This is a genomic window from Vibrio sp. OPT20, assembly GCF_963889365.1.
Taxonomy (GTDB): Bacteria; Pseudomonadota; Gammaproteobacteria; order Enterobacterales; family Vibrionaceae; genus Vibrio; species Vibrio splendidus.
The window spans coordinates 54,230-73,984 of the sequence record NZ_CAWPOA010000033.1; the positions used below are offsets into that span (position 1 = coordinate 54,230).

The following is a 19,755-nucleotide window of genomic DNA, read 5'->3' on the forward strand; positions in this document are numbered from 1 at the left end:
AGGAAAGAATTTAGTATGACAACTCAAACTACTATCAATAACGAAAAGCTATCTCCGTGGCCTTGGCAGATCGAAGAGAACACAACGCGTTTCGATAACGCAGCAATGTCGACAATCTTGAAAGATTTAAGCCTTGCTTGTTACGTAGTGAACCACCCAGAAAAAGGTTTAGGCGTAAGCCAACAAGCGGAAATTACATCGGGCGATTCAGCAAGCTCAGCGAACAACCAGCCTGTTAGCGCCTTTGCTCCTGCTCTTGGTACACAAAGCCTAGGAGACGAAGATTTTCGTCGCTGTCACGGCGTGAAATACGCTTACTACGCGGGCGCAATGGCAAACGGCATTTCATCTGAAGAGTTGGTGATTGCGCTTGGCCAAGCTGGCATTCTTTGTTCATTTGGCGCGGCGGGCTTAATCCCGTCTCGTGTTGAGCAAGCGATTAATCGTATTCAATCAGCACTGCCTAACGGCCCTTATGCGTTTAATCTGATTCACAGCCCAAGCGAACCCGCACTAGAACGCGGCAGTGTAGAGCTGTTTTTGAAACATAAGGTAAAAACGGTTGAGGCTTCTGCTTTCTTAGGTCTAACACCGCAAATCGTTCACTACCGTGCTGCGGGCCTTAGCCGCGATGCACAAGGTGAGATTCAGATTGGCAACAAGGTTATTGCTAAGGTAAGCCGTACTGAAGTCGCAAGTAAGTTCATGCAACCGGCTCCTGTGAAAATGCTGCAAGCTTTGGTTGATGAAGGCCGAATCACAGCAGAACAGATGGAACTGGCACAACTGGTTCCTATGGCTGATGACATTACTGCAGAAGCCGATTCTGGTGGTCACACTGATAACCGTCCACTGGTTACCCTACTGCCAACGATTCTTGCCCTGAAAGAGCAAATCCAAGCTCAGTACCAATTCAAAACACCGCTACGTGTCGGTTGTGGTGGTGGCGTAGGCACACCTGACGCTGCTCTAGCGACGTTTAACATGGGTGCGGCATACATTGTTACCGGCTCTATCAACCAAGCGTGTGTTGAAGCTGGCGCGAGCGAACACACTCGTAAGCTGCTTTCAACAACCGAAATGGCTGACGTGACTATGGCTCCGGCGGCAGACATGTTCGAAATGGGCGTGAAACTGCAGGTGGTTAAGCGCGGCACCTTGTTCCCAATGCGTGCCAATAAACTGTATGAGCTATACACACGTTACGACTCGATTGAAGCGATTCCAGTAGAAGAACGACTGAAGCTTGAGAAGCAAGTATTCCGTTCAACACTGGATGACATTTGGGCGGGGACTGTGGCGCACTTTAACGAGCGCGATCCTAAACAGATCGAACGTGCTGAAGGCAACCCAAAGCGTAAGATGGCGTTGATCTTCCGTTGGTACTTAGGGCTTTCTAGCCGCTGGTCAAACACCGGTGAACAAGGTCGTGAGATGGATTACCAAGTATGGGCTGGCCCGGCACTTGGCGCATTCAACGCATGGGCAAAAGACAGCTATTTAGATGATTACCAACAGCGTAATGCCGTTGATCTTGCTAAGCACCTGATGCACGGTGCTGCCTACTTAGCTCGTGTTAACCTGCTGACCTCACAAGGCATCAAGCTTGATCCAGAGCTAGCACGTTGGAAGCCGACTCAAAGAATGGCGTAGGCATTTCAATACAGAGTTAATTAAGCTCAACGAATAAAAAAAGCGACCTTAACGGGTCGCTTTTCTTTTGGTCATTTTTCTTAAGCTAGCTAAAAGATTAAGACTTCTGCATACGCTTTTTCAGTCGCGCTAAATCAATGGCGCTTGAACGAACCGTTAATTTGATGTGTTCGTAGTCGTACTCTTCTTTAACCACACTCATATTTGAGCGAATCTCACCGATGATGCCTTGTCCAGAATAAGGGATAGTGATCTCTTCTTCGATCATGCCTTCTTCAGCAACACCAACGATGTACTTGTGCAGTTTCGTGATATCCAGAGGATCTCGAGTCGACGTCAGCATCGCATCTGGGAATTCTTCGATCAGCTCTAATTGCTGTTCTTCAGTCAATCTATCGCACTTATTCAGCACTAATAGTTTTTCGCTGCCTTCAACACCCACTTGTGCTAATACGTCGTGTACCACATCAAGTTGTGCGCGGAATGAAACGTCTGAAGCATCAACGACATAAAGCAGCAATGAAGCATCATGCGCTTCTGCTAGCGTTGAGTGGAATGATGCAACCAGATCGTGTGGCAATTTCTTGATGAAACCCACGGTATCTGAAACAAGGATACGCGGTTGAGTGATTGGCTGAAGCGCACGAACCGTAGTGTCTAGCGTTGCGAACAGTTTATCTTCACCCACCACTTCGGTTGCGGTCATTGCACGCATCATCGAAGATTTACCGGCATTGGTGTAGCCAACTAAAGCAACAGTGAAAAGCTCCGCGCGCCTTGTGCGTCGGGTCTTCATTTCATCTTGTACGCTTACTAGCTCACGCTTAAGCGCAGCAATTTGGTCACGTACGTTACGACGGTCTAGCTCTAGTGAAGTTTCACCTGCGCCCTGACCCATTTGACGCTCTTTATCACCCTCAGCCGTTTCACGAAGTCGTGGCACTAAGTAGTTTAGACGAGCGATATCAACTTGCAGACGAGCAGTACGAGTACGTGCGTGACGGCTGAAGATTTCGATGATGATGCCAGTACGGTCAAATACTTCCACACCCAAACTCGCCTCAACAGTACGCATTTGAGATGGACTTAAATCACAGTCAAATACCACAACATCAGCGGCACCGTATTGGAAGTTGCCCGTTGGAAGATCATCAAAATCTAGCTCATCGATTTCAGAACTAAAATCAAACGACTCATCAATAAAATCTTCATCTTCAGCTTCTTCAATAGAGCCTTGGTAACCAGTTAGATGTGCAATTTCGGCAAGCTTACCTGCACCCAACACATTCTGTCGTTGAGATGAACTGTGGTGTTGCGATTGCGTACCAACGACTTTAAACCCTAGGGTTGACACTAAGCGAGCAAGTTCGGCAAGAGACTCTTTTGCTTCGTCACCTTTAAAATCCGGTGTCGTAATAGAAATAAGTAAAGCGTTATTCGCCGCTGGTTTTGCTGTTAGTTTCATGTTTTATTCTGTCTATGCACCAAAGTGCAACCTAGTATTTGATCTAAAGTTGAGTCGATCCTACGCGTTTCTACGTCAGCTTTATATAGCCACATCACACTAAATATCAGCTTTGATGATAATTAACTGTCTACTCGATGATTATTCACAATAAAAAGCGCCCCATCAGGTCGCTTTTTATTGCCTACAACGGCATTTTTTTACCCATTGAGCTATCATTACTGTTAAACGAATTAATTGCTCACTGCGATAAGGTCCGGATCTCCATCAGGATCATTATTCACAACCCCATCTAAAGAGAATGAGCCACCGGTTACTAACAGTACTCCGCAAAAATGAGGAGCTGCCATCGAGGTACCATTGTAAGAAACCGTTCCTCCTCCCGCTTTAGTCGATAGTACATCGACTCCCGGTTGAGCGTAATCTACATCAGAACCATAATTGGAAAAGTAAGCGAAGCTATCGTTAATTTCTCCAAATGCTGAGATAGTAAATATGTTTGTACCGTTAGTGCTAGCTGGCGTAAAACCACTTGCATCCTGGCCTGAATTACCCGCTGCGATTGAGAAAAATATCCCTTGGGCAGCAGCTGTTTTAATAGCGCTATCTAAGGCAGAGGAAGATCCAGCTCCTCCCAAGCTCATATTGGCACAGTCACCAGAGCCGCCATAGCGTGCAACATGATCAACACCCGCAATCACGCCCGACATTGAGCCACTACCACTATTATCTAAAACTCGTACTGGAATTACCTGCACACCGGGGGCAACGCCAACGACATCAAAACCATCATCATAGGCACCAATCGTTCCTGCTACATGCGTGCCGTGACCATTACCATCATTCGTATTGTTTTTCTTACCGCGAGTGAAGTTTGCCCCTCGAGATTTGTTTACGTTCAAATCGGGATGGTTGCTGTCAATACCCGAATCAATGACCCAAGCAACGACTGAGGCGTTACTCATATCACTTGTCCCACCGTTGACTCTGGTTACACCCCAAGGGATCTGTTGCGGATCTCGCTCAACACTATCTCCACCTCCGCCTCGATTAGGTTTACCCCCTCGCGGCAAAGCATGCATGACGATATCAGGCTCAATGTAATCAATCTCAGGGAACCTATTTTTAAGACCTTTGAGTGCTTGTTCTGGGAACTTGACTGAAAATCCTTTCAGGGCATGGCTATATTGATGACCGACTACACCGCGCCCATTGGCAACTTCACGTGCAATATCATTCGCTCGTGACACCGACGTACTATCTTTCAAAACGACAATATAACTGTCTCTCAAATCATGATTAACAACAGCAGATACAGGAGAGGAAAGAAGAGCAAGTGACATTGCTCCTGCAAGTAATTGGACTCTCATTGCAGACATCCTTTTTATAAAAATTAATCTCCCATCAAGCATAGACTCTACTGAGTTTTTTATCATTAATATGAATTTGTCTATTCTGACACAAAAACACCCCATCAAAAGATGAGGTGTTCAAAGAAATATAACCCGTTATAAAACTTAGAAATCGATTCTCGCTTCGGTTTGAGCATCGAAGAATACGGCCTTTGATAAGTCAAAATGCAGCGGTGCCATTTGCCCAACGGACACTTCAAATTCTGGCGATAAACGACACGCGACTTCTTGGTCGTTCACTTTAACCATCGCAATAGTATCTGGCCCTGTCGGTTCCAATACCTCTAGTTGTAAGTCTAGCTTTGTAGAGGCAGAAACATCGTCACCCTGCTGCTCGGTAATGTGCTCAGGACGTAGTCCTATCACCAACTCTTTGCCATCTTGGTCGCGCATACTTTGTGGCAAACGAATGTGGTGTTCTTGATCTGCGGTACCGACCACTTTAATAATCGGATTCTGTTCCTCATCCAAGTCCACCATGGTTTTAATGAAGTTCATTGATGGTGAACCCATAAAGCCAGCCACAAACATATTGTTGGGTTTGGTGTAGATCTCTTGCGGTGTGCCGAGCTGCTGTAGCTCGCCATCTTTCATTACTGCGATGCGATCAGCGAGAGTCATCGCTTCGATTTGATCATGGGTTACATAAACAATCGTGGTATTCAGCTTCTGGTGCAGACGTTTAATCTGATGACGCATCTCAACACGCAGCTTGGCATCCAAGTTAGAAAGCGGCTCATCAAACAGATACAGCTTAGGACGACGAGCTAGAGCACGCCCCATTGCGACACGTTGACGCTGACCACCAGAAAGCTGCGATGGCTTACGATCAAGCAACTGTTCGATTTGCAGCATTTCAGCCACTCGATTTACTTCTGCATCGATCTCATCCTGAGGCATCTTACGAATCTTCAAACCGAAAGCGATATTGCCACGTACCGTCATGTTTGGATAAAGCGCGTACGACTGGAATACCATCGCGATATCGCGATCTTTAGGTTCAACCTGCGCCACGTCTATGCCATTAATTACAATCTCACCCGAGCTAATATTCTCTAGCCCAGCTATGGTGTTCATCAAGGTGGATTTCCCACACCCCGAAGGGCCGACAAGTATCAAAAATTCCCCCGAATCGATACTGATGTCGATGCCCTTTAACGTTTCGTTGTCCGCGTTGCGATAGGTTTTACGGATCTGTTTTAAATCTAATGTTGCCATGGGTAATTATCCTTTTACTGATCCTGCCGTTAGGCCACGAACAAAATATTTTCCTGCGAAGACATACACCAACAGCGTTGGCAGTGCGGCGATGATCGCGGCAGCCATGTCGACGTTATATTCTTTAACGCCAGTGCTGGTGTTGACTAGGTTGTTTAATGCCACGGTGATCGGCTGAGTATCTGAGCCGGAATAGACCACTCCGAACAAGAAGTCATTCCAAATCGCGGTGAACTGCCAGATCACCGTCACCATGATGATTGGTGTCGAGATCGGTAATAAGATCTTGAAGAAAATCGTAAAGAAGCCAGCACCATCGAGCTTTGCCGCCTTGATCAATTCATCAGGAATCGAGATATAGAAGTTACGGAAAAACAGTGTAGTAAATGCCATACCGTAGATAACGTGCACAATCACCAAGCCGATGGTTGTGTTCGCTAGCCCCATCTTGCCGAGCATGGTTGCCATTGGTAGTAGCACCACTTGGAATGGAATGAAGCAGCCAAATAACAACAAACTAAAGAACAGGTTTGAACCTTCGAATTGCCATTTCGTCACCACATAACCATTGAATGCACCCAACAATGTTGAAATCGCAACCGCAGGAATCACCATTTGGAACGAGTTCCAGAAGTAGCCTTTGATGCCTTCACATTTCACGCCAGTACAAGCGGTGTCCCACGCTTTATACCAAGCATCGAACACCCACTCTTTTGGCAAGCTCATCAGGTTGCCCGCCTTGATGTCTGGCAGAGTTTTGAATGACGTCAGCGCCATCACGAACAATGGCATTAGGTACACTAAACAGAAGAAAAGCAGTGCTGAATAAATAAAGATTCGAGCAAAATTGATGTTATGCATCATGACTTTTTCTCCCTAAGTTCAGAGTAAAGATAAGGCACGAGAATCGCTAAAATGCCGGCAAGCATCATCATGGCACTGGCAGCACCAAGGCCGATTTGGCCACGAGTAAAGGAGTGGGCATACATGAATAGCGCTGGAAGATCCGATGAATAACCCGGGCCGCCTGCCGTCATTGCCGTCACAAGGTCAAAGCTCTTAATTGCAATGTGAGAAGTAATGATCACCGCACTGAAAACCACAGGGCGCAAGCAAGGTAAAATGATTTTGAGATAGATAGTGGGTAAGCTTGCCCCATCGATTTGAGCCGCTTTGATGATTGAAGAATCGATGCCACGCAGACCTGCTAAGAACATCGCCATCACGAATCCAGAAGACTGCCAAAGTGCTGCAATCACTAAGGTGTAAACCGACATTTCAGAATTGACGAGCCAGTCAAATTTGAAGTCAGTAAATCCCCAGTCTTGCATCAACTTTTCAATGCCAAGACCCGGGTTAAGAATCCATTTCCACGCCGTACCCGTCACAATGAATGACAACGCCATTGGGTAGAGGTAGATAGTACGAATCGCGCCTTCTTGACGGATATTTTGGTCAAGCAATACCGCTAAACCAACGCCTAGCAAGATAGCAATCGCCATGAATAGAAAACCAAACACACCAAGGTTGGTGATTGAGGTAATCCAACGATCGTTATCCATCAGCTTTTCATATTGGGTTAAACCAACGAAGTTGAAGCTCGGAAGAAATCGAGAGTTGGTGAACGACAATGCGGCCGTCCAAAATATATAACCGTAGATACACACCACGGTCACTAACGCAGTTGGCACCAGCACAATTTTAGGTAACCAATGTTGCAACCTGTCAGCAAAACTCGGTTTCGGTGCAGGCTGGCTCCTTGTGGGTTTTGGAGTCGACTCAGTCAAAACATGCTCCATAACTTATCCTTGTTGTACAATCGAGCCAATGGCTTACCTTTCGGCACCACATCAGCATCACGCATATTAGAATTGGGAGTGAAGAGCAGATAGGCTCCCTACGAGCCTACCCACCCTGGGGGTTCGATAAAGCAACACAACCCGTCACTCACGTGCGTTGTGTGTCGCTTATCAAGTTAGATTAGATAGCCGCTTTCACTGCTTTTGCTAACTTAGCTGCCGCTTGTTTCGGATCGGCATCTTTCTCATTGAAGAAGTTGGTCACTACGTCATAGATCGCGCCTTGAGCGTAGCTTGTTGTCGCTAGGCCGTGAGCCATACTCGGAACAAGATCGCCAGATTCAGCACTCGCTTTGAAGGTTGCCATTGAGTCCAACGCACATTGGTCGAATTTAGACATGTCCATATCTAGACGTACAGGGATAGAACCTTTGTTAAGGTTGAAGACTTCTTGGAAGTCTTTAGTAAGAATGGTTTTCGCTAGGTCTTGCTGAGCTTTTTGGTTCTCTTTGTCACTTAACTCAAAGAACGCAAAGCTATCGATATTGAAGGTAAATTGGCCGTCAGTACCTGGAGCTGGTGCACAGATGTAATCTTTACCCGGCACTTTGCCTGCCGCAGTAAACTCACCTTTCGCCCAATCACCCATGATCTGCATCGCTGCTTCGCCATTGATAACCATTGAGGTTGCGACGTTCCAATCACGACCTGGAGAGTTGCTGTCGATGTAGTCACGCATCTTTTTGAACTTGGTGAACACTTCCACCATCTTGTCGCCAGATAATACGTCCATATCAAGATCAACGAACGCTTTGTTGTAATCTTCACTGCCTAGAACATCAAGAGCCACCGCTTCGAATACGGTTGCGTCTTGCCAAGGTTGACCACCGTGAGCCAATGGAATGAAGCCAGCTGCTTTAATCTTGTCTGCAGCAACAAAGAACTCATCTAACGTAGTTGGAACCGTAACGCCCGATTTTTCTAAAACAACAGGGTTAGCCCAAAGCCAGTTAACACGGTGAACGTTAACAGGAACCGCCACATATTCGCCATCCCACTTCATCACTTTAGTCACCACCTCTGGCAGTAACTCATCCCATTGTTCTTGTTTAGCAGTCGCATCGAGAGACGTTAGAAAACCTAAACCACCCCACTCTTGAATATCATGACCTTTGATCTGCGCGGCAGATGGAGGATTGCCCGATACTGCTCGAGTTTTCAAAACAGTCATCGCACTTTCACCGCCGCCACCAGCAACAGCAAAATCTTTCCAAGTATGGCCTTGTTCTTCAATCATCTCTTTCAGTACCGCTGCGGATTTCGCTTCGCCACCGGCAGTCCACCAGTGAAGTACTTCCACTTCACCAGCTTGAGAAAATGTTGAGGCAGCAAGAAGAGATAGAGTAAGTAGGGTTTTATTGATTTTCATTATTATCTTCCATGTTTTAGCGGACTCGACGTCCGGTTCAATAAAGAGTCTACTTATTCTGATTGATAAGATTGAAACAAAAGGTAAGCCCTATGTAACACAATTGTTACATTACACTTCTAGGCCTGTTGGGATATAGACTTTGGCTTCTAAGCCGCCTTGAGAGGAGTTGCGAATAATGAGATCTCCGCCGTGTCCGTGCAGGATATTTCGGCAGATCCCGAGGCCAAGTCCGTGTCCTTGGTCGTCGGTTGCCAGCCTAAAGTAGGGTTCAAAGACCATCTCTAGCTTGTCTTCTGGGATACCATTGCCACAGTCTTGAATAGTCACGACCACCCAAAGCTCATCACCACTAACTTCCACTACGGCAGATGAACCATACTTAACTGCGTTGTCGATTAAGTTGGTCAGTACACGCTTAATCGCCAGTGGTTTCGCGACCAATGGCTCAATGACAACCGGTTCGAACTCTACCTTTGTTTGGTACTGGTTATGAGATTCAATCACAGAGAGCACCATTTCATTGAGGTCAATAATGGCATTATTCTCGTGTAGATCGGTGTCTCTTACCGCTTGCAAAGCACCTTTGACCATCATCTCGAGCTCATCGAGATCTTTATTGAATTTGTCTTTCTTTACTTCACTCTCCAACAACTCTGCACGCAATCTTAGACGTGTTATTGGTGTCTTTAAGTCATGGGAGATCGCAGAAAAAAGGTGCTCTCGGTCGGCAACATAGCGACGAATCCGTTGCTGCATGCGATTAAAGGCTCGGGTTGCGGTGACCAGTTCAGTCGCCCCTTCTTCTTTCAGTTGGGGCTGCTGAATGTCCATACTCATCTCATTGGCGGCTCTTGCTAACTTTTTAAGAGGGCGTACTTGGCGACGAATCATCAAGTAAGTTAGAACCAGCAGAATAAGCGTTGAAGAAACTAAGAAGATCACCTGCTCTCTGCCAAGAATCGTATCGTCGAGTTTCACATATGGAGCAGGCAACAATGCCGCAATGTATACCCATTCGTGACTGGTCAATTCGATTTGTACAACCAGAATGGGTGGATTCAGCGGTTCTAACGTTAAAGTATGATGTGCCCAAGATCGCGGGAGATCGCTCAAGTAGATGTCATTTTTGAGCAAACGAAGGTGTTCAGGACGAGAGAAGTCAACCCGCACTGACGCCACTTTATTGAGTTTGCTACTCAAAACACTTTCTATCGCTTCAATCGAGGCGGTTTTTAAGCGGGTATCGGGGATCGGTTCGACAATCAAAGCCTCTTTATTGAAAGAAACGAAGAAACGCGTTCCCCCCATATTGCGGATTTGATCCAGCACGATATGACGATATTTAACGGGTAGAGATTGGAAAAAAGTCACCGTTGAAGCAAACATGTTCGCCATGCTCGACGAAGCAGAACGAATCCCTTCCAGCTCTTTGTGTTTTGATTCGCTATACCATATAGACGTTGCGATACCTTGAGCTATCACCACGGCTAACAGCGTCAACAATAAGGTTCTTGCGACTAACGAATTTGGTTTCAACCAACTCATCCAGTTCATACGAGATATTTCATCCGGAATACTTCATTGGAAATACTTTATTAGCATTGCTTCATTAACAGTAGGTCATGCTTAGTGTTCATACTGAACCGGCACAGCAAGAATGTAGCCATTACCGCGCATAGTTTTGATGTAGTGAGGGTATTTACCACTGTCGCCCAGCCGACTTCTCAGGCGACTAAGCTGCACATCAATACCACGTTCAAAAGGCAGCGCTTCGCGGCCTCTGGTGGCGAAAGAGATGGTGTCACGGTCGAGAACTTCATTAGGACGAGTCAAGAACAGCATTAACAAAGAAAAGTCACTGCCTGACAAGTCCATTTCTTCTGAATTTTCATTGTGAGAAATTCGATGCGCTAGTGTATCGAGCGTCCAATCACCAAAAATAATCTGCTTTGGCAGTGCATCACTTGGCTTGTCATCCACCACTTGAACACGGCGTAGTAGTGCTTTGATACGAGCCATTAATTGGCGCGGACTAAATGGCTTCGCAATGTAATCATCGGCACCAATTTCTAAACCAATAATTTGATCGGTTTCATCCGATACCGCTGTCAGCATGATAATTGGCACATTGGATTGCTTTCGAACTCGCTGACACAAAGTAAAACCATCGTCACCGGGGAGCATAACATCGAGCAGAATCAGGTCTGGATAACCTTGGCTTTGCAGGTGGGTTTCTAATTCAACACCGTCTCCAACAGAAGAGACATCGAAGCCCGATTTTGTAAGGTACTCTTCCAGCAGCTCGCGGATTTCTTGATCATCATCCACCACGAGAATTCGAGTATTTGTTGGCATCGCCCAAACCTATTAAATTTACAACTTATTCACATAGTGTATAGGCTGGCCGATTATTTGATTATTGACATGTTTGTAAAGTTAGAAGAACGAACAGATAAAGATCACAACTTAGTGACCTCTATCTGTACTTAGCGACTCAAAGAATCATCGAAGGTTAAGAGGAGCAGCTGATTTCCATGGCTTTGCCCCACTCAGGCGGCAGCGCGGCAAGGTGTTCGTAGTCAGGATGTTCCGCATAAGGGTCTGCCAACACCACCATTAACGCATCAATATCACTACTATCACCACGCTCGGCTTTATCTATGGCGAGTTGGGCAAGGTAGTTTCTGAGGATGTATTTCGGGTTCACTTGTCGCATCTTTTCGCTGCGCTCTGCCACTGAACTCTCTTCCAATTCGCAGCGTTGTAAGTAGTTATCCATCCATAGCTTTGCTGCCTCTCGGTCGATAACCAAATCAATCACTTCCTGTGGCGGCAAGGTATCCAAGTTCGACAGCGTTCTAAAGAATCTTGGGTAGTCGACTTTGTTTTGCGACATCAGCTCAAACATAGATTCAAACAAACGACTGTCACCTTCTTGTTTCGAAAGCAGCCCCAATTTACGACGCATCATCTGACTGAAATAACCATTCATTTGTGGTTCGTATTGTTCGAGTGCAGCCTCAAGTTCGGCTTTATCCACCAGAGGCGAAAGTGAGTGCGCCAGTGCCGATAGGTTCCACAATCCAATTCTAGGCTGTTGATTGAAAGCATAACGACCTTGGTAATCCGAGTGATTACAGATCAATCTTGGGTCATATTCATCAAGGAATGCGAATGGGCCATAATCGAAAGTTTGCCCGATGATAGACATGTTATCAGTGTTCATCACTCCGTGAGCAAAACCATTCGCTTGCCACAGCGCGACCATTTCCGCAGTGCGATCAACAATCTCATTAAACATGGCAGCGTATGGCTTTTCTTCATCGAGGCATTCTGGGAAGTGCCATTCGATGACTTTGTCGGCCAATAATTTATGTTCTGACAACTGATTGGTATAAAACAGGTGTTCAAAGTGACCGAAACGAATATGTGACTCAGCAGCGCGCACCAACAATGCGCCCCACTCTTGCTTCTCACGATAAACCGGCGTATCGCTGGTCATCATCGCCAACGCACGTGTGGTTGGGATATTAAGACCCGCCATCGCTTCGCTACATAGATACTCACGAACCGTTGAGCGAATAACCGCTCGACCATCGCCCATACGTGAATAGGGGGTTTTACCTGCACCTTTAAGGTGTAAGTCGAACGTTTCACCACTTTTCGCGACAACTTGCGCTAATAACAGCCCTCTTCCATCACCTAAGTCCGGGTTATAAGAGCCAAACTGGTGACCTGCGTATTTCATTGCGAGTGGCGAAAACTGCTCAGGTTCAACATTGCCAGATAACGTCTCAAGCAATTCCTCGGAAGCGTTTTCAAATGACGGAAAGCCAAGTTCATTCGCAAGATTATGGTTCCATGCGAGCCATTGGACATTGCTGAGCGGTGTAGGTTGAATTGGGGTATAGAACAGTCGAGGTAATGCGGTAAATCGATTGTTAAATGAAATAGAATCCCAGACAGACATGAGAGGCACACTGTAGATAAAAGATGATTTAAGATTATCACAGTTTGATAACAACTTCAGATGAGGTTACACGATGAGCTTATGAGAGAAAATTGCTTAGCTGTTTTTCGAAGAGGAAAAGCTAAGTGGCTAGACTGATGAGAAGAGCCACATTTACGAGAATAAGAGTTCTAACTTTGAAGACTTTTTAACAAGTGTATTCATAATAAAAACTGAAAATATTGAGCCATAAAACTGACTACATTAGAGCAAGAATACCCACTAGAGAAAGGGTAGAGAAAATCCAAGTACGACTGATAACGCCGAAATTACTGTGTTGAATCATTTCTTGATGCTGCATATGTCTCTCCTCGAGAACGTGATGGTGTAACACCAATATATCGACTTTATGCCGATATCAGCAAGCACATTAATATTAACCTTTTATTACAACACCAAGAAACTTCTGTAACTATTCAACTATTTGATAAATCAAAAGCTATGCTCGACTGGTCGTCGAAAGCAGTGCACCAGCCCCAATAAAGACACCTCCAGTGACACGATTGAATACCTTGGCTCGGCCTTTAGCAAACAACCAATTTGACGATTTAGCCCCTAAATAGGCGTAAACCAATAACCAAGACAATTCCATTACAATAAAGGTCAAAGCAAACACGGTGAACTGTGGAACCAGAGCGATCGATGGGTCAATAAATTGCGGAAAAAGTGCGGTAAAAAATAGGATAGCTTTGGGATTGCTCGCACCAACAATGAAGCCACTTAAGTAATGCTGCGAAGCACTTTCTTTAACCGATTTAGAATCGGATTGTTGATTGGATAGGTTGTCGTAATCTTGCTGACTAGAACGCAGAGACTTCCAACCAAGGTAGATTAGGTAAGCGGCTCCTGTCCATTTAATGACGTTAAACACCACCTCAGACGAAGCAATAATCACACCCAGCCCGGTAAACGATAACGTTAGAATTCCAGTAATCGCAGTTAAGCTACCCAGCGCGGTAAATATCGATAGTTTAAAGCCAGATTGCACACCTTTAGTCATGCATAATAAAGAGCTTGGCCCGGGCGAAGCTGTCAAAATCAGCACCGCTAATAAATAATAAATCCATGTATCAAAGCTCATCGCGAATTCTCCTTAACTCACTAAAACGACTAAACATTGACCATCAATATGTGATAGTTATTCACATTAAGCAACTAAATAATATGCAACAAATCCTCAACGCTAAGTACGGTATCCAAAATTTAGGCAATAAAAAACGCCATGCATTGCTGCATGGCGTTTAAATTAATACAGATAGGGTTTCTTTAATAACGAAGGTAACCCGAATCTAATCAAAGAAGCTTTTTCGATACAAAGCTTAGTCTATACAAAACTTAGTCTGTGTAGAGAGAGAACTCATCTGCGCAAGCCACTAGCTGCTCACGAGTGATCATGAATACGCCATGACCACCATTAGAGAATTCAATCCAAGTGAATGGAATCTCTGGGTACTGATCCATCATGTGAACCATTGAGTTGCCCACTTCACAGATCAGAATACCATCATCCGTTAGGTAGTTTGGCGCGTTAGCTAAGATACGACGAACCAATTTCAGCCCGTCAGTACCTGCCGCTAGGCCAAGTTCTGGTTCATGAGTAAACTCTTCTGGCAAGCTGTTCATATCTTCTTCGTCCACGTAAGGTGGATTCGATACGATCAGGTTGTATTTCTCTTTTGGTAAATCACGGAAAAGATCTGAACGGATTGGGAACACTTGCTGCTCCATGCCGTGATCTTGAACGTTCTGCTCAGCAACTTGCAATGCGTCAGTAGAGATATCAATCGCGTCTACTTCAGCATCAGGGAATGCATGAGCACAAGCAATAGCAATACAGCCACTACCCGTACAAAGGTCCATGATGCGCGTTGGCTCTTCAGTTAACCAAGGTTGGAATTGAGCTTCGATCAGCTCACCAATTGGCGAACGAGGCACAAGAACGCGTTCATCAACGAAGAACTCTAGACCACAGAACCAAGCTTTGTTGGTTAGGTAAGCCGTTGGTGTGCGATCATTGATACGCTTGATTACGCGCTCAACAATACGCAGACGTTCGCTGCTCGTTAGACGAGAGTTCATAACATGCGAAGGAACATCAATCGGCAGATAAAGAGTAGGTAAAATAAGTTGTACCGCCTCATCCCACGCGTTATCAGTGCCGTGACCATAAAAAAGGCCCGCTGCGTTAAAGCGACTAACAGTCCAACGAATCACATCTTGAAGCGTGTGTAGTTCTGATACCGCTTCTTCTACAAAAATCTTATCCAAAATTGTCTCCGAAAAGCGCTACAATACTGCTAATTACGTTTCTAATTAGAATTCATAACCTGATGAGCAAAAAAGACACCGACTTCGATGACGATTTCGCCCTATTCAACGATGCAGTAAAGGGCGTTAAAAAGTTGCAACAGGATACCATAGTCCAGCAGCCAAAAAGAAATGCCAAGCAAAAAGAAATTACTCGCACGGCAAGACAAGCCAGTGATAGCGAGTTTTATTTCTCGGATGAGTTCATTCCGCATCTTAGCGAAGAAGGCCCAACACGTTATGCGCGTGATGATGTCTCTAAGTATGAGGTGAAGCGCTTACGTCGTGGTGTCTACGTACCTGATGTATATCTTGATATGCACGGTATGACTCAACAAGAAGCGAAACGCGAGTTAGGTGCCATGATTGCGCACTGCGTGAAAGAGAGCGTGGCGTGTGCCTGTGTTCAGCACGGTATCGGTAAACACATCCTTAAACAGAAGGTGCCTTTGTGGTTAGCGCAGCACCCTGACGTGATGGCCTTTCACCAAGCACCTTTAGAGTTTGGTGGTAACGGTGCGTTGTTGGTTTTGCTTGCTATTCCAGACAAATAACTCCGACTCACTATTTCCCCCCAACGTCAAAAACAGAAAAGGGCACCTCAAATCATTGAGGTGCCCTTTTCTTTGTTATCTTTCAGCCTTTAGGTTAGATATAACCTCGACTATGGATTGATGTTCCAAAGTAACTCGCCTTTTTGTGTCTCAAGGTCGAATTCAATGCAAGCCAAACCTGACGTCGGAAACATAGGCGGCGCCATGCCCGTTGCAAATTCTGCTGTTAAGTAGCCCACTAGAGGTAAATGAGAAACAAATAAAATGGTCTCTAGTTTTTCTACTTCTGCCATTGCTACGGTCAAATCAAACACATCGTCGGACATTCCATAAGGCGTAATATCATCACAGGTTTCTACTTTCTTTCCAGAAAACGCCTGAGAGATTTCTAACCACGTTTCTTGTGCCCTTAAATATGGGCTCACAAGCACTTTATCGAATTGACTAATCCCCTGCTCATTTGCAGCTTGAGCTACTGCAAGAGATGCCATTTTCCCGCGCTTGGTTAACGCTCGTTCTGCATCCGAATCCGCAAAATGTTCTGCTTCACCGTGGCGCATTATGAATATTTTCATGTTCAGTCCTGTCTACGTAACATTTCGAAAGTCGATATATCCCATATCAGCGATACGCTACTTAGCGTTTGGCTCTCAAACTAGAGAAGCCGCAGTCTATATAAATAATTATATCAAGTCACTTGCTAAAGAGTTCGACTTTCTTAACAATCTTATTAAAAGAAAATAAATCACTGATAAAAATCGATAAAAATGATTTAGAAGTCGCCAAAAAGCTCTTCATATCCCAAAATGTGATCGCAAGGTTTGCACCTCAAATCATCGCGTACATAATTTAAAAACCACCTTCTCTGGAGATGCTTCTGTGCATTTAAGCCCTAATGATGAACATCAATACCGTTACGTAACCTTGGATAACGGATTGCGAGTACTGTTAGTTCACGATCAGAACGCTCAAAAAGCTGCAGCCGCACTCGCCGTTAATGTCGGGCATTTTGATGACCCTACCGACCGAGAGGGTTTAGCGCACTACTTAGAGCATATGCTATTTTTGGGAACTGAAAAGTATCCAAAGGTCGGAGAGTTCCAAAGTTTTATCAGCCAACATGGCGGTAGCAACAATGCTTGGACCGGAACCGAACACACCTGCTTCTTTTTTGATGTTGAATTGAATGCCTTTGAAACTGCACTCGATCGCTTCAGCCAATTTTTCACAGCGCCACTTTTTAACGAAGAAGCACTAGACAAAGAACGCCAAGCCGTTGATTCCGAATACAAGATGAAACTCAACGACGACTCGCGACGCTTGTACCAAGTTACCAAAGAACTGGTGAATCACAATCACCCATTCTCGAAGTTTTCTGTCGGTAATATCGAGACGTTGGGTGACAGAAACGGTGAAACGATTCGACAAGAGATCTTGGCTTTCCACCAGCAACAATATTCAGCCGATCTAATGACGCTGACACTGTCTGGCAATCAATCATTAGACGAAATGCAAAGTTGGGTTGAGGAGCGTTTTAGCTCGATTACCAATCACAAACTACAAGGTAAAAAGGTTGCAGTTCCAATTGTTGGCGAATTAAGCACGGGTGTACAAGTTCACGTTAAACCGATAAAAGAAGTACGAAAACTTATCTTAACCTTCCCAATGCCCAGCATGGACGAGCACTATGGGATTAAGCCATTATCATTCTTTGCACACCTTATCGGTTACGAAGGCGAAGGCAGTTTGATGATGCAGCTGAAAGAGAAAGGTTGGATTACTTCCCTCTCGGCAGGTGGCGGCGCAAGTGGCAGTAACTATCGTGACTTCACGATCAGTTGCTCAATGACCATCGAAGGCTTAACCAAAACCGATAACGTCGTTCAAGCTATATTTCAGTACATCAAACTCATTGAACAACAAGGCATCGAAGAGTGGCGTTATCTTGAAAAACGCGCCGTTTTAGAGTCCGCTTTCCGCTTTCAAGAGCCCTCCAGACCGCTCGATGTCGTCAGTCATCTTGTTATCAACATGCAGCACTATCAAGAGCAAGACGTAATGTATGGCGATTATAAGATGTCGCACTTTGACGAAGAGTTACAACGCTCTTTGCTTCCCTACTTATCTGTCGACAACATGCGGGTCACCATCGTAGCTCAAGGCTTCGAGTATGATAGAGAAGCGAAGTGGTATTTTACGCCCTACTCCGTTACGCCTTTTAGCTCAGAGCAGACCCAATGCTTTACGTGCATCAACCCCGGCTGGATGTTTGAGCTGCCAAGTAAAAACCCATTTATTTGCTACGACTTAGACCCTGCTGAACTCGAAGGTGATGCTAAGCACCCACAACTGTTAGAAGAGCTGGATGGCTTTAAGTTATGGCACCTCCAAGACCATCAATTTCGAGTACCTAAAGGTGTGGTGTATATCGCTATCGACAGCCCACACTCAGTCGCCACCCCGAGAAACATCGTTAAAACACGCTTGTGTGTAGAGATGTTCTTGGACTCGCTTGAAAAAGACACGTATCAGGCTGAAATTGCGGGTATGGGCTACAACATGTATACCCATCAGGGCGGTGTAACACTCACGCTTTCGGGATTCAGCGAAAAGCAACCACAGCTGCTCAATATGATCCTTGAGCGCTTCCAAGCACGCGACTTTAATCCAACACGCTTTGAAACTATTAAGCATCAATTGCTCAGAAACTGGAATAATGCGTCGCAAGATCGTCCTATTTCTCAGCTGTTTAATGCGATGACTGGAATACTTCAGCCTAATAACCCGCCTTATTCCGTATTAATTGAAGCCTTGGAAACGATTGAGGTCGATGAACTCTCTTCTTTTGTTCAAGCTATCTTGGCAGAACTGCATGTCGAAATGTTTGTGTATGGTGATTGGAAAAAAGCCGATGCACACAATATGGCTGAAACGCTAAAAGATGCATTACGTGTTCAAGACCAAGCTTACGAAGAGTCACTACGCCCATTAATCATGTTGGGTGAAAATGGTAGCTTCCAACGCGAAGTCGTATGTAATCAAGATGATTCAGCCATCGTGGTTTACTACCAATGTGCTGATATTTCACCTAAAAATATTGCGCTGTATTCATTGGCGAACCATTTGATGTCAGCCACCTTCTTCCATGAGATTCGTACCAAGCAGCAGCTAGGCTATATGGTCGGCACTGGCAATATGCCGTTGAACCGACACCCAGGTATTGTGTTGTATGTGCAATCACCGAATGCTGCCCCGGCAGACTTGTTAGCCTCGATAGATGAATTCCTCAATGCCTTTTACATGGTGCTGCTGGAGCTTAACGACTATCAATGGCACAGCAGTAAACGCGGCCTCTGGAATCAGATTTCAACGCCAGATACCACCTTGCGCGGTCGCGCTCAGCGCTTATGGGTTGCGATAGGCAATAAGGACTTGGAATTCAATCAGAGAGAGCGTGTCTTAGAAGATCTTAAAGGTCTAACACGCTCAGACATGATGCGTTTTGTGGTCAGCCAACTTAAACCTCGCACGGCAAATCGTCTGATTATGCATGCACACGGTAATGCTCATAATGAGGAACAGAAGTTGTCGGCAGGTGTGGAGATTGGCTCAATTGATGAGTTTCAGTTACGCCCTAAAGACTGTGAGCTTGGCTGATAAAGCTGGATTGAAAATCATAAGGTTGATGTGAAAGCATCAACCTTTTTTCTTGGATGAAGCACAAAATCAGATCTCCTATTACGCTCCTTCGTCGCTTAAGGAGATGACGGTAGTTTCGATTGAGATGTGTTTGATCACCTTTCTAATCAACGCAATAACTTACTTTTTATCTCTCGAACATCATTCCCGAAAAGGAGGAACGACTGAGTCGGGAATCTCATTCCTTTCACACTCGTTCATAAAACA

Annotated in this window: 15 protein-coding genes; 3 read left to right on the forward strand and 12 right to left on the reverse strand. The window is 45.2% G+C overall.

All coding sequences use genetic code 11. The annotated features are described in order from the left end of the window. Nucleotides 1–15 precede the first annotated feature (15 nt). Nucleotides 16–1,653 carry an eicosapentaenoate synthase subunit PfaD gene (gene pfaD, locus AACR09_RS06590; protein WP_017095913.1) on the forward strand — a complete coding sequence of 546 codons (1,638 nt, stop codon included), beginning with the start codon at nucleotides 16–18 and terminating at the stop codon, nucleotides 1,651–1,653. A gap of 97 nt (nucleotides 1,654–1,750) precedes the next feature. Here pfaD and hflX read toward each other — a convergent pair whose 3' ends face one another. From hflX to prmB, 11 genes are all read right to left on the reverse strand, one after another. Beyond that, nucleotides 1,751–3,118, reverse strand: coding sequence for a GTPase HflX (gene hflX / locus AACR09_RS06595; RefSeq protein ID WP_017092591.1), 1,368 nt, complete (start codon nucleotides 3,116–3,118; stop codon nucleotides 1,751–1,753). Between the two features lie 233 nt (nucleotides 3,119–3,351). Continuing rightward, nucleotides 3,352–4,497, reverse strand: a complete 1,146-nt coding sequence (locus tag AACR09_RS06600; protein WP_017092592.1) for a S8 family serine peptidase — start codon at nucleotides 4,495–4,497, stop codon at nucleotides 3,352–3,354. Between the two features lie 138 nt (nucleotides 4,498–4,635). Then, a complete protein-coding gene (locus AACR09_RS06605) occupies nucleotides 4,636–5,748 on the reverse strand; it encodes an ABC transporter ATP-binding protein (RefSeq protein ID WP_193836236.1) in 1,113 nt (370 codons plus the stop codon). 6 nt (nucleotides 5,749–5,754) lie between these two features. Then, nucleotides 5,755–6,612 (reverse strand): carbohydrate ABC transporter permease, encoded by an 858-nt coding sequence (locus tag AACR09_RS06610; protein ID WP_193836237.1) that lies wholly within the window; start codon nucleotides 6,610–6,612, stop codon nucleotides 5,755–5,757. Beyond that, nucleotides 6,609–7,547, reverse strand: a complete 939-nt coding sequence (locus AACR09_RS06615; RefSeq protein ID WP_193836238.1) for a carbohydrate ABC transporter permease — start codon at nucleotides 7,545–7,547, stop codon at nucleotides 6,609–6,611. The genes AACR09_RS06610 and AACR09_RS06615 overlap by 4 nt, the downstream gene beginning before the upstream one ends. Before the next feature lie 181 nt (nucleotides 7,548–7,728). After that, nucleotides 7,729–8,976: an ABC transporter substrate-binding protein gene (locus tag AACR09_RS06620; RefSeq protein ID WP_004736057.1), complete on the reverse strand. Its 1,248-nt coding sequence runs from the start codon at nucleotides 8,974–8,976 to the stop codon at nucleotides 7,729–7,731. 111 nt (nucleotides 8,977–9,087) lie between these two features. Further along, nucleotides 9,088–10,533: an ATP-binding protein gene (locus AACR09_RS06625; protein ID WP_193836239.1), complete on the reverse strand. Its 1,446-nt coding sequence runs from the start codon at nucleotides 10,531–10,533 to the stop codon at nucleotides 9,088–9,090. A gap of 72 nt (nucleotides 10,534–10,605) precedes the next feature. Beyond that, the gene (locus tag AACR09_RS06630) at nucleotides 10,606–11,334 is read right to left on the reverse strand and encodes a response regulator (protein WP_017076788.1); all 729 of its coding nucleotides are present in this window, start codon (nucleotides 11,332–11,334) and stop codon (nucleotides 10,606–10,608) included. A gap of 157 nt (nucleotides 11,335–11,491) precedes the next feature. Beyond that, on the reverse strand, nucleotides 11,492–12,949 hold the full coding sequence (locus AACR09_RS06635; protein ID WP_193836240.1) for a protein adenylyltransferase SelO: 1,458 nt from the start codon (nucleotides 12,947–12,949) through the stop codon (nucleotides 11,492–11,494). Nucleotides 12,950–13,427: 478 nt separating this feature from the next. Next, on the reverse strand, nucleotides 13,428–14,069 hold the full coding sequence (locus tag AACR09_RS06640; protein ID WP_193836241.1) for a LysE family translocator: 642 nt from the start codon (nucleotides 14,067–14,069) through the stop codon (nucleotides 13,428–13,430). Nucleotides 14,070–14,323: 254 nt separating this feature from the next. Next, nucleotides 14,324–15,256, reverse strand: a complete 933-nt coding sequence (prmB, locus tag AACR09_RS06645) for a 50S ribosomal protein L3 N(5)-glutamine methyltransferase (protein WP_193836242.1) — start codon at nucleotides 15,254–15,256, stop codon at nucleotides 14,324–14,326. Nucleotides 15,257–15,318: 62 nt separating this feature from the next. On the opposite strand from prmB, the gene smrB reads away from it, so the two are divergent. Next, nucleotides 15,319–15,849 carry an endonuclease SmrB gene (gene smrB, locus AACR09_RS06650; protein ID WP_004736048.1) on the forward strand — a complete coding sequence of 177 codons (531 nt, stop codon included), beginning with the start codon at nucleotides 15,319–15,321 and terminating at the stop codon, nucleotides 15,847–15,849. Nucleotides 15,850–15,959: 110 nt separating this feature from the next. Here the strand turns inward: smrB and sixA are convergent, their stop codons facing one another. Then, the gene (gene sixA / locus AACR09_RS06655; RefSeq protein ID WP_017076794.1) at nucleotides 15,960–16,424 is read right to left on the reverse strand and encodes a phosphohistidine phosphatase SixA; all 465 of its coding nucleotides are present in this window, start codon (nucleotides 16,422–16,424) and stop codon (nucleotides 15,960–15,962) included. A gap of 304 nt (nucleotides 16,425–16,728) precedes the next feature. Here sixA and AACR09_RS06660 point away from each other — a divergent pair, with 304 nt between their 5' ends. Next, entirely contained in the window at nucleotides 16,729–19,506 is a 2,778-nt protein-coding gene (locus AACR09_RS06660) for an insulinase family protein (protein WP_193836243.1), read from the forward strand. Nucleotides 19,507–19,755: the final 249 nt, after the last annotated feature.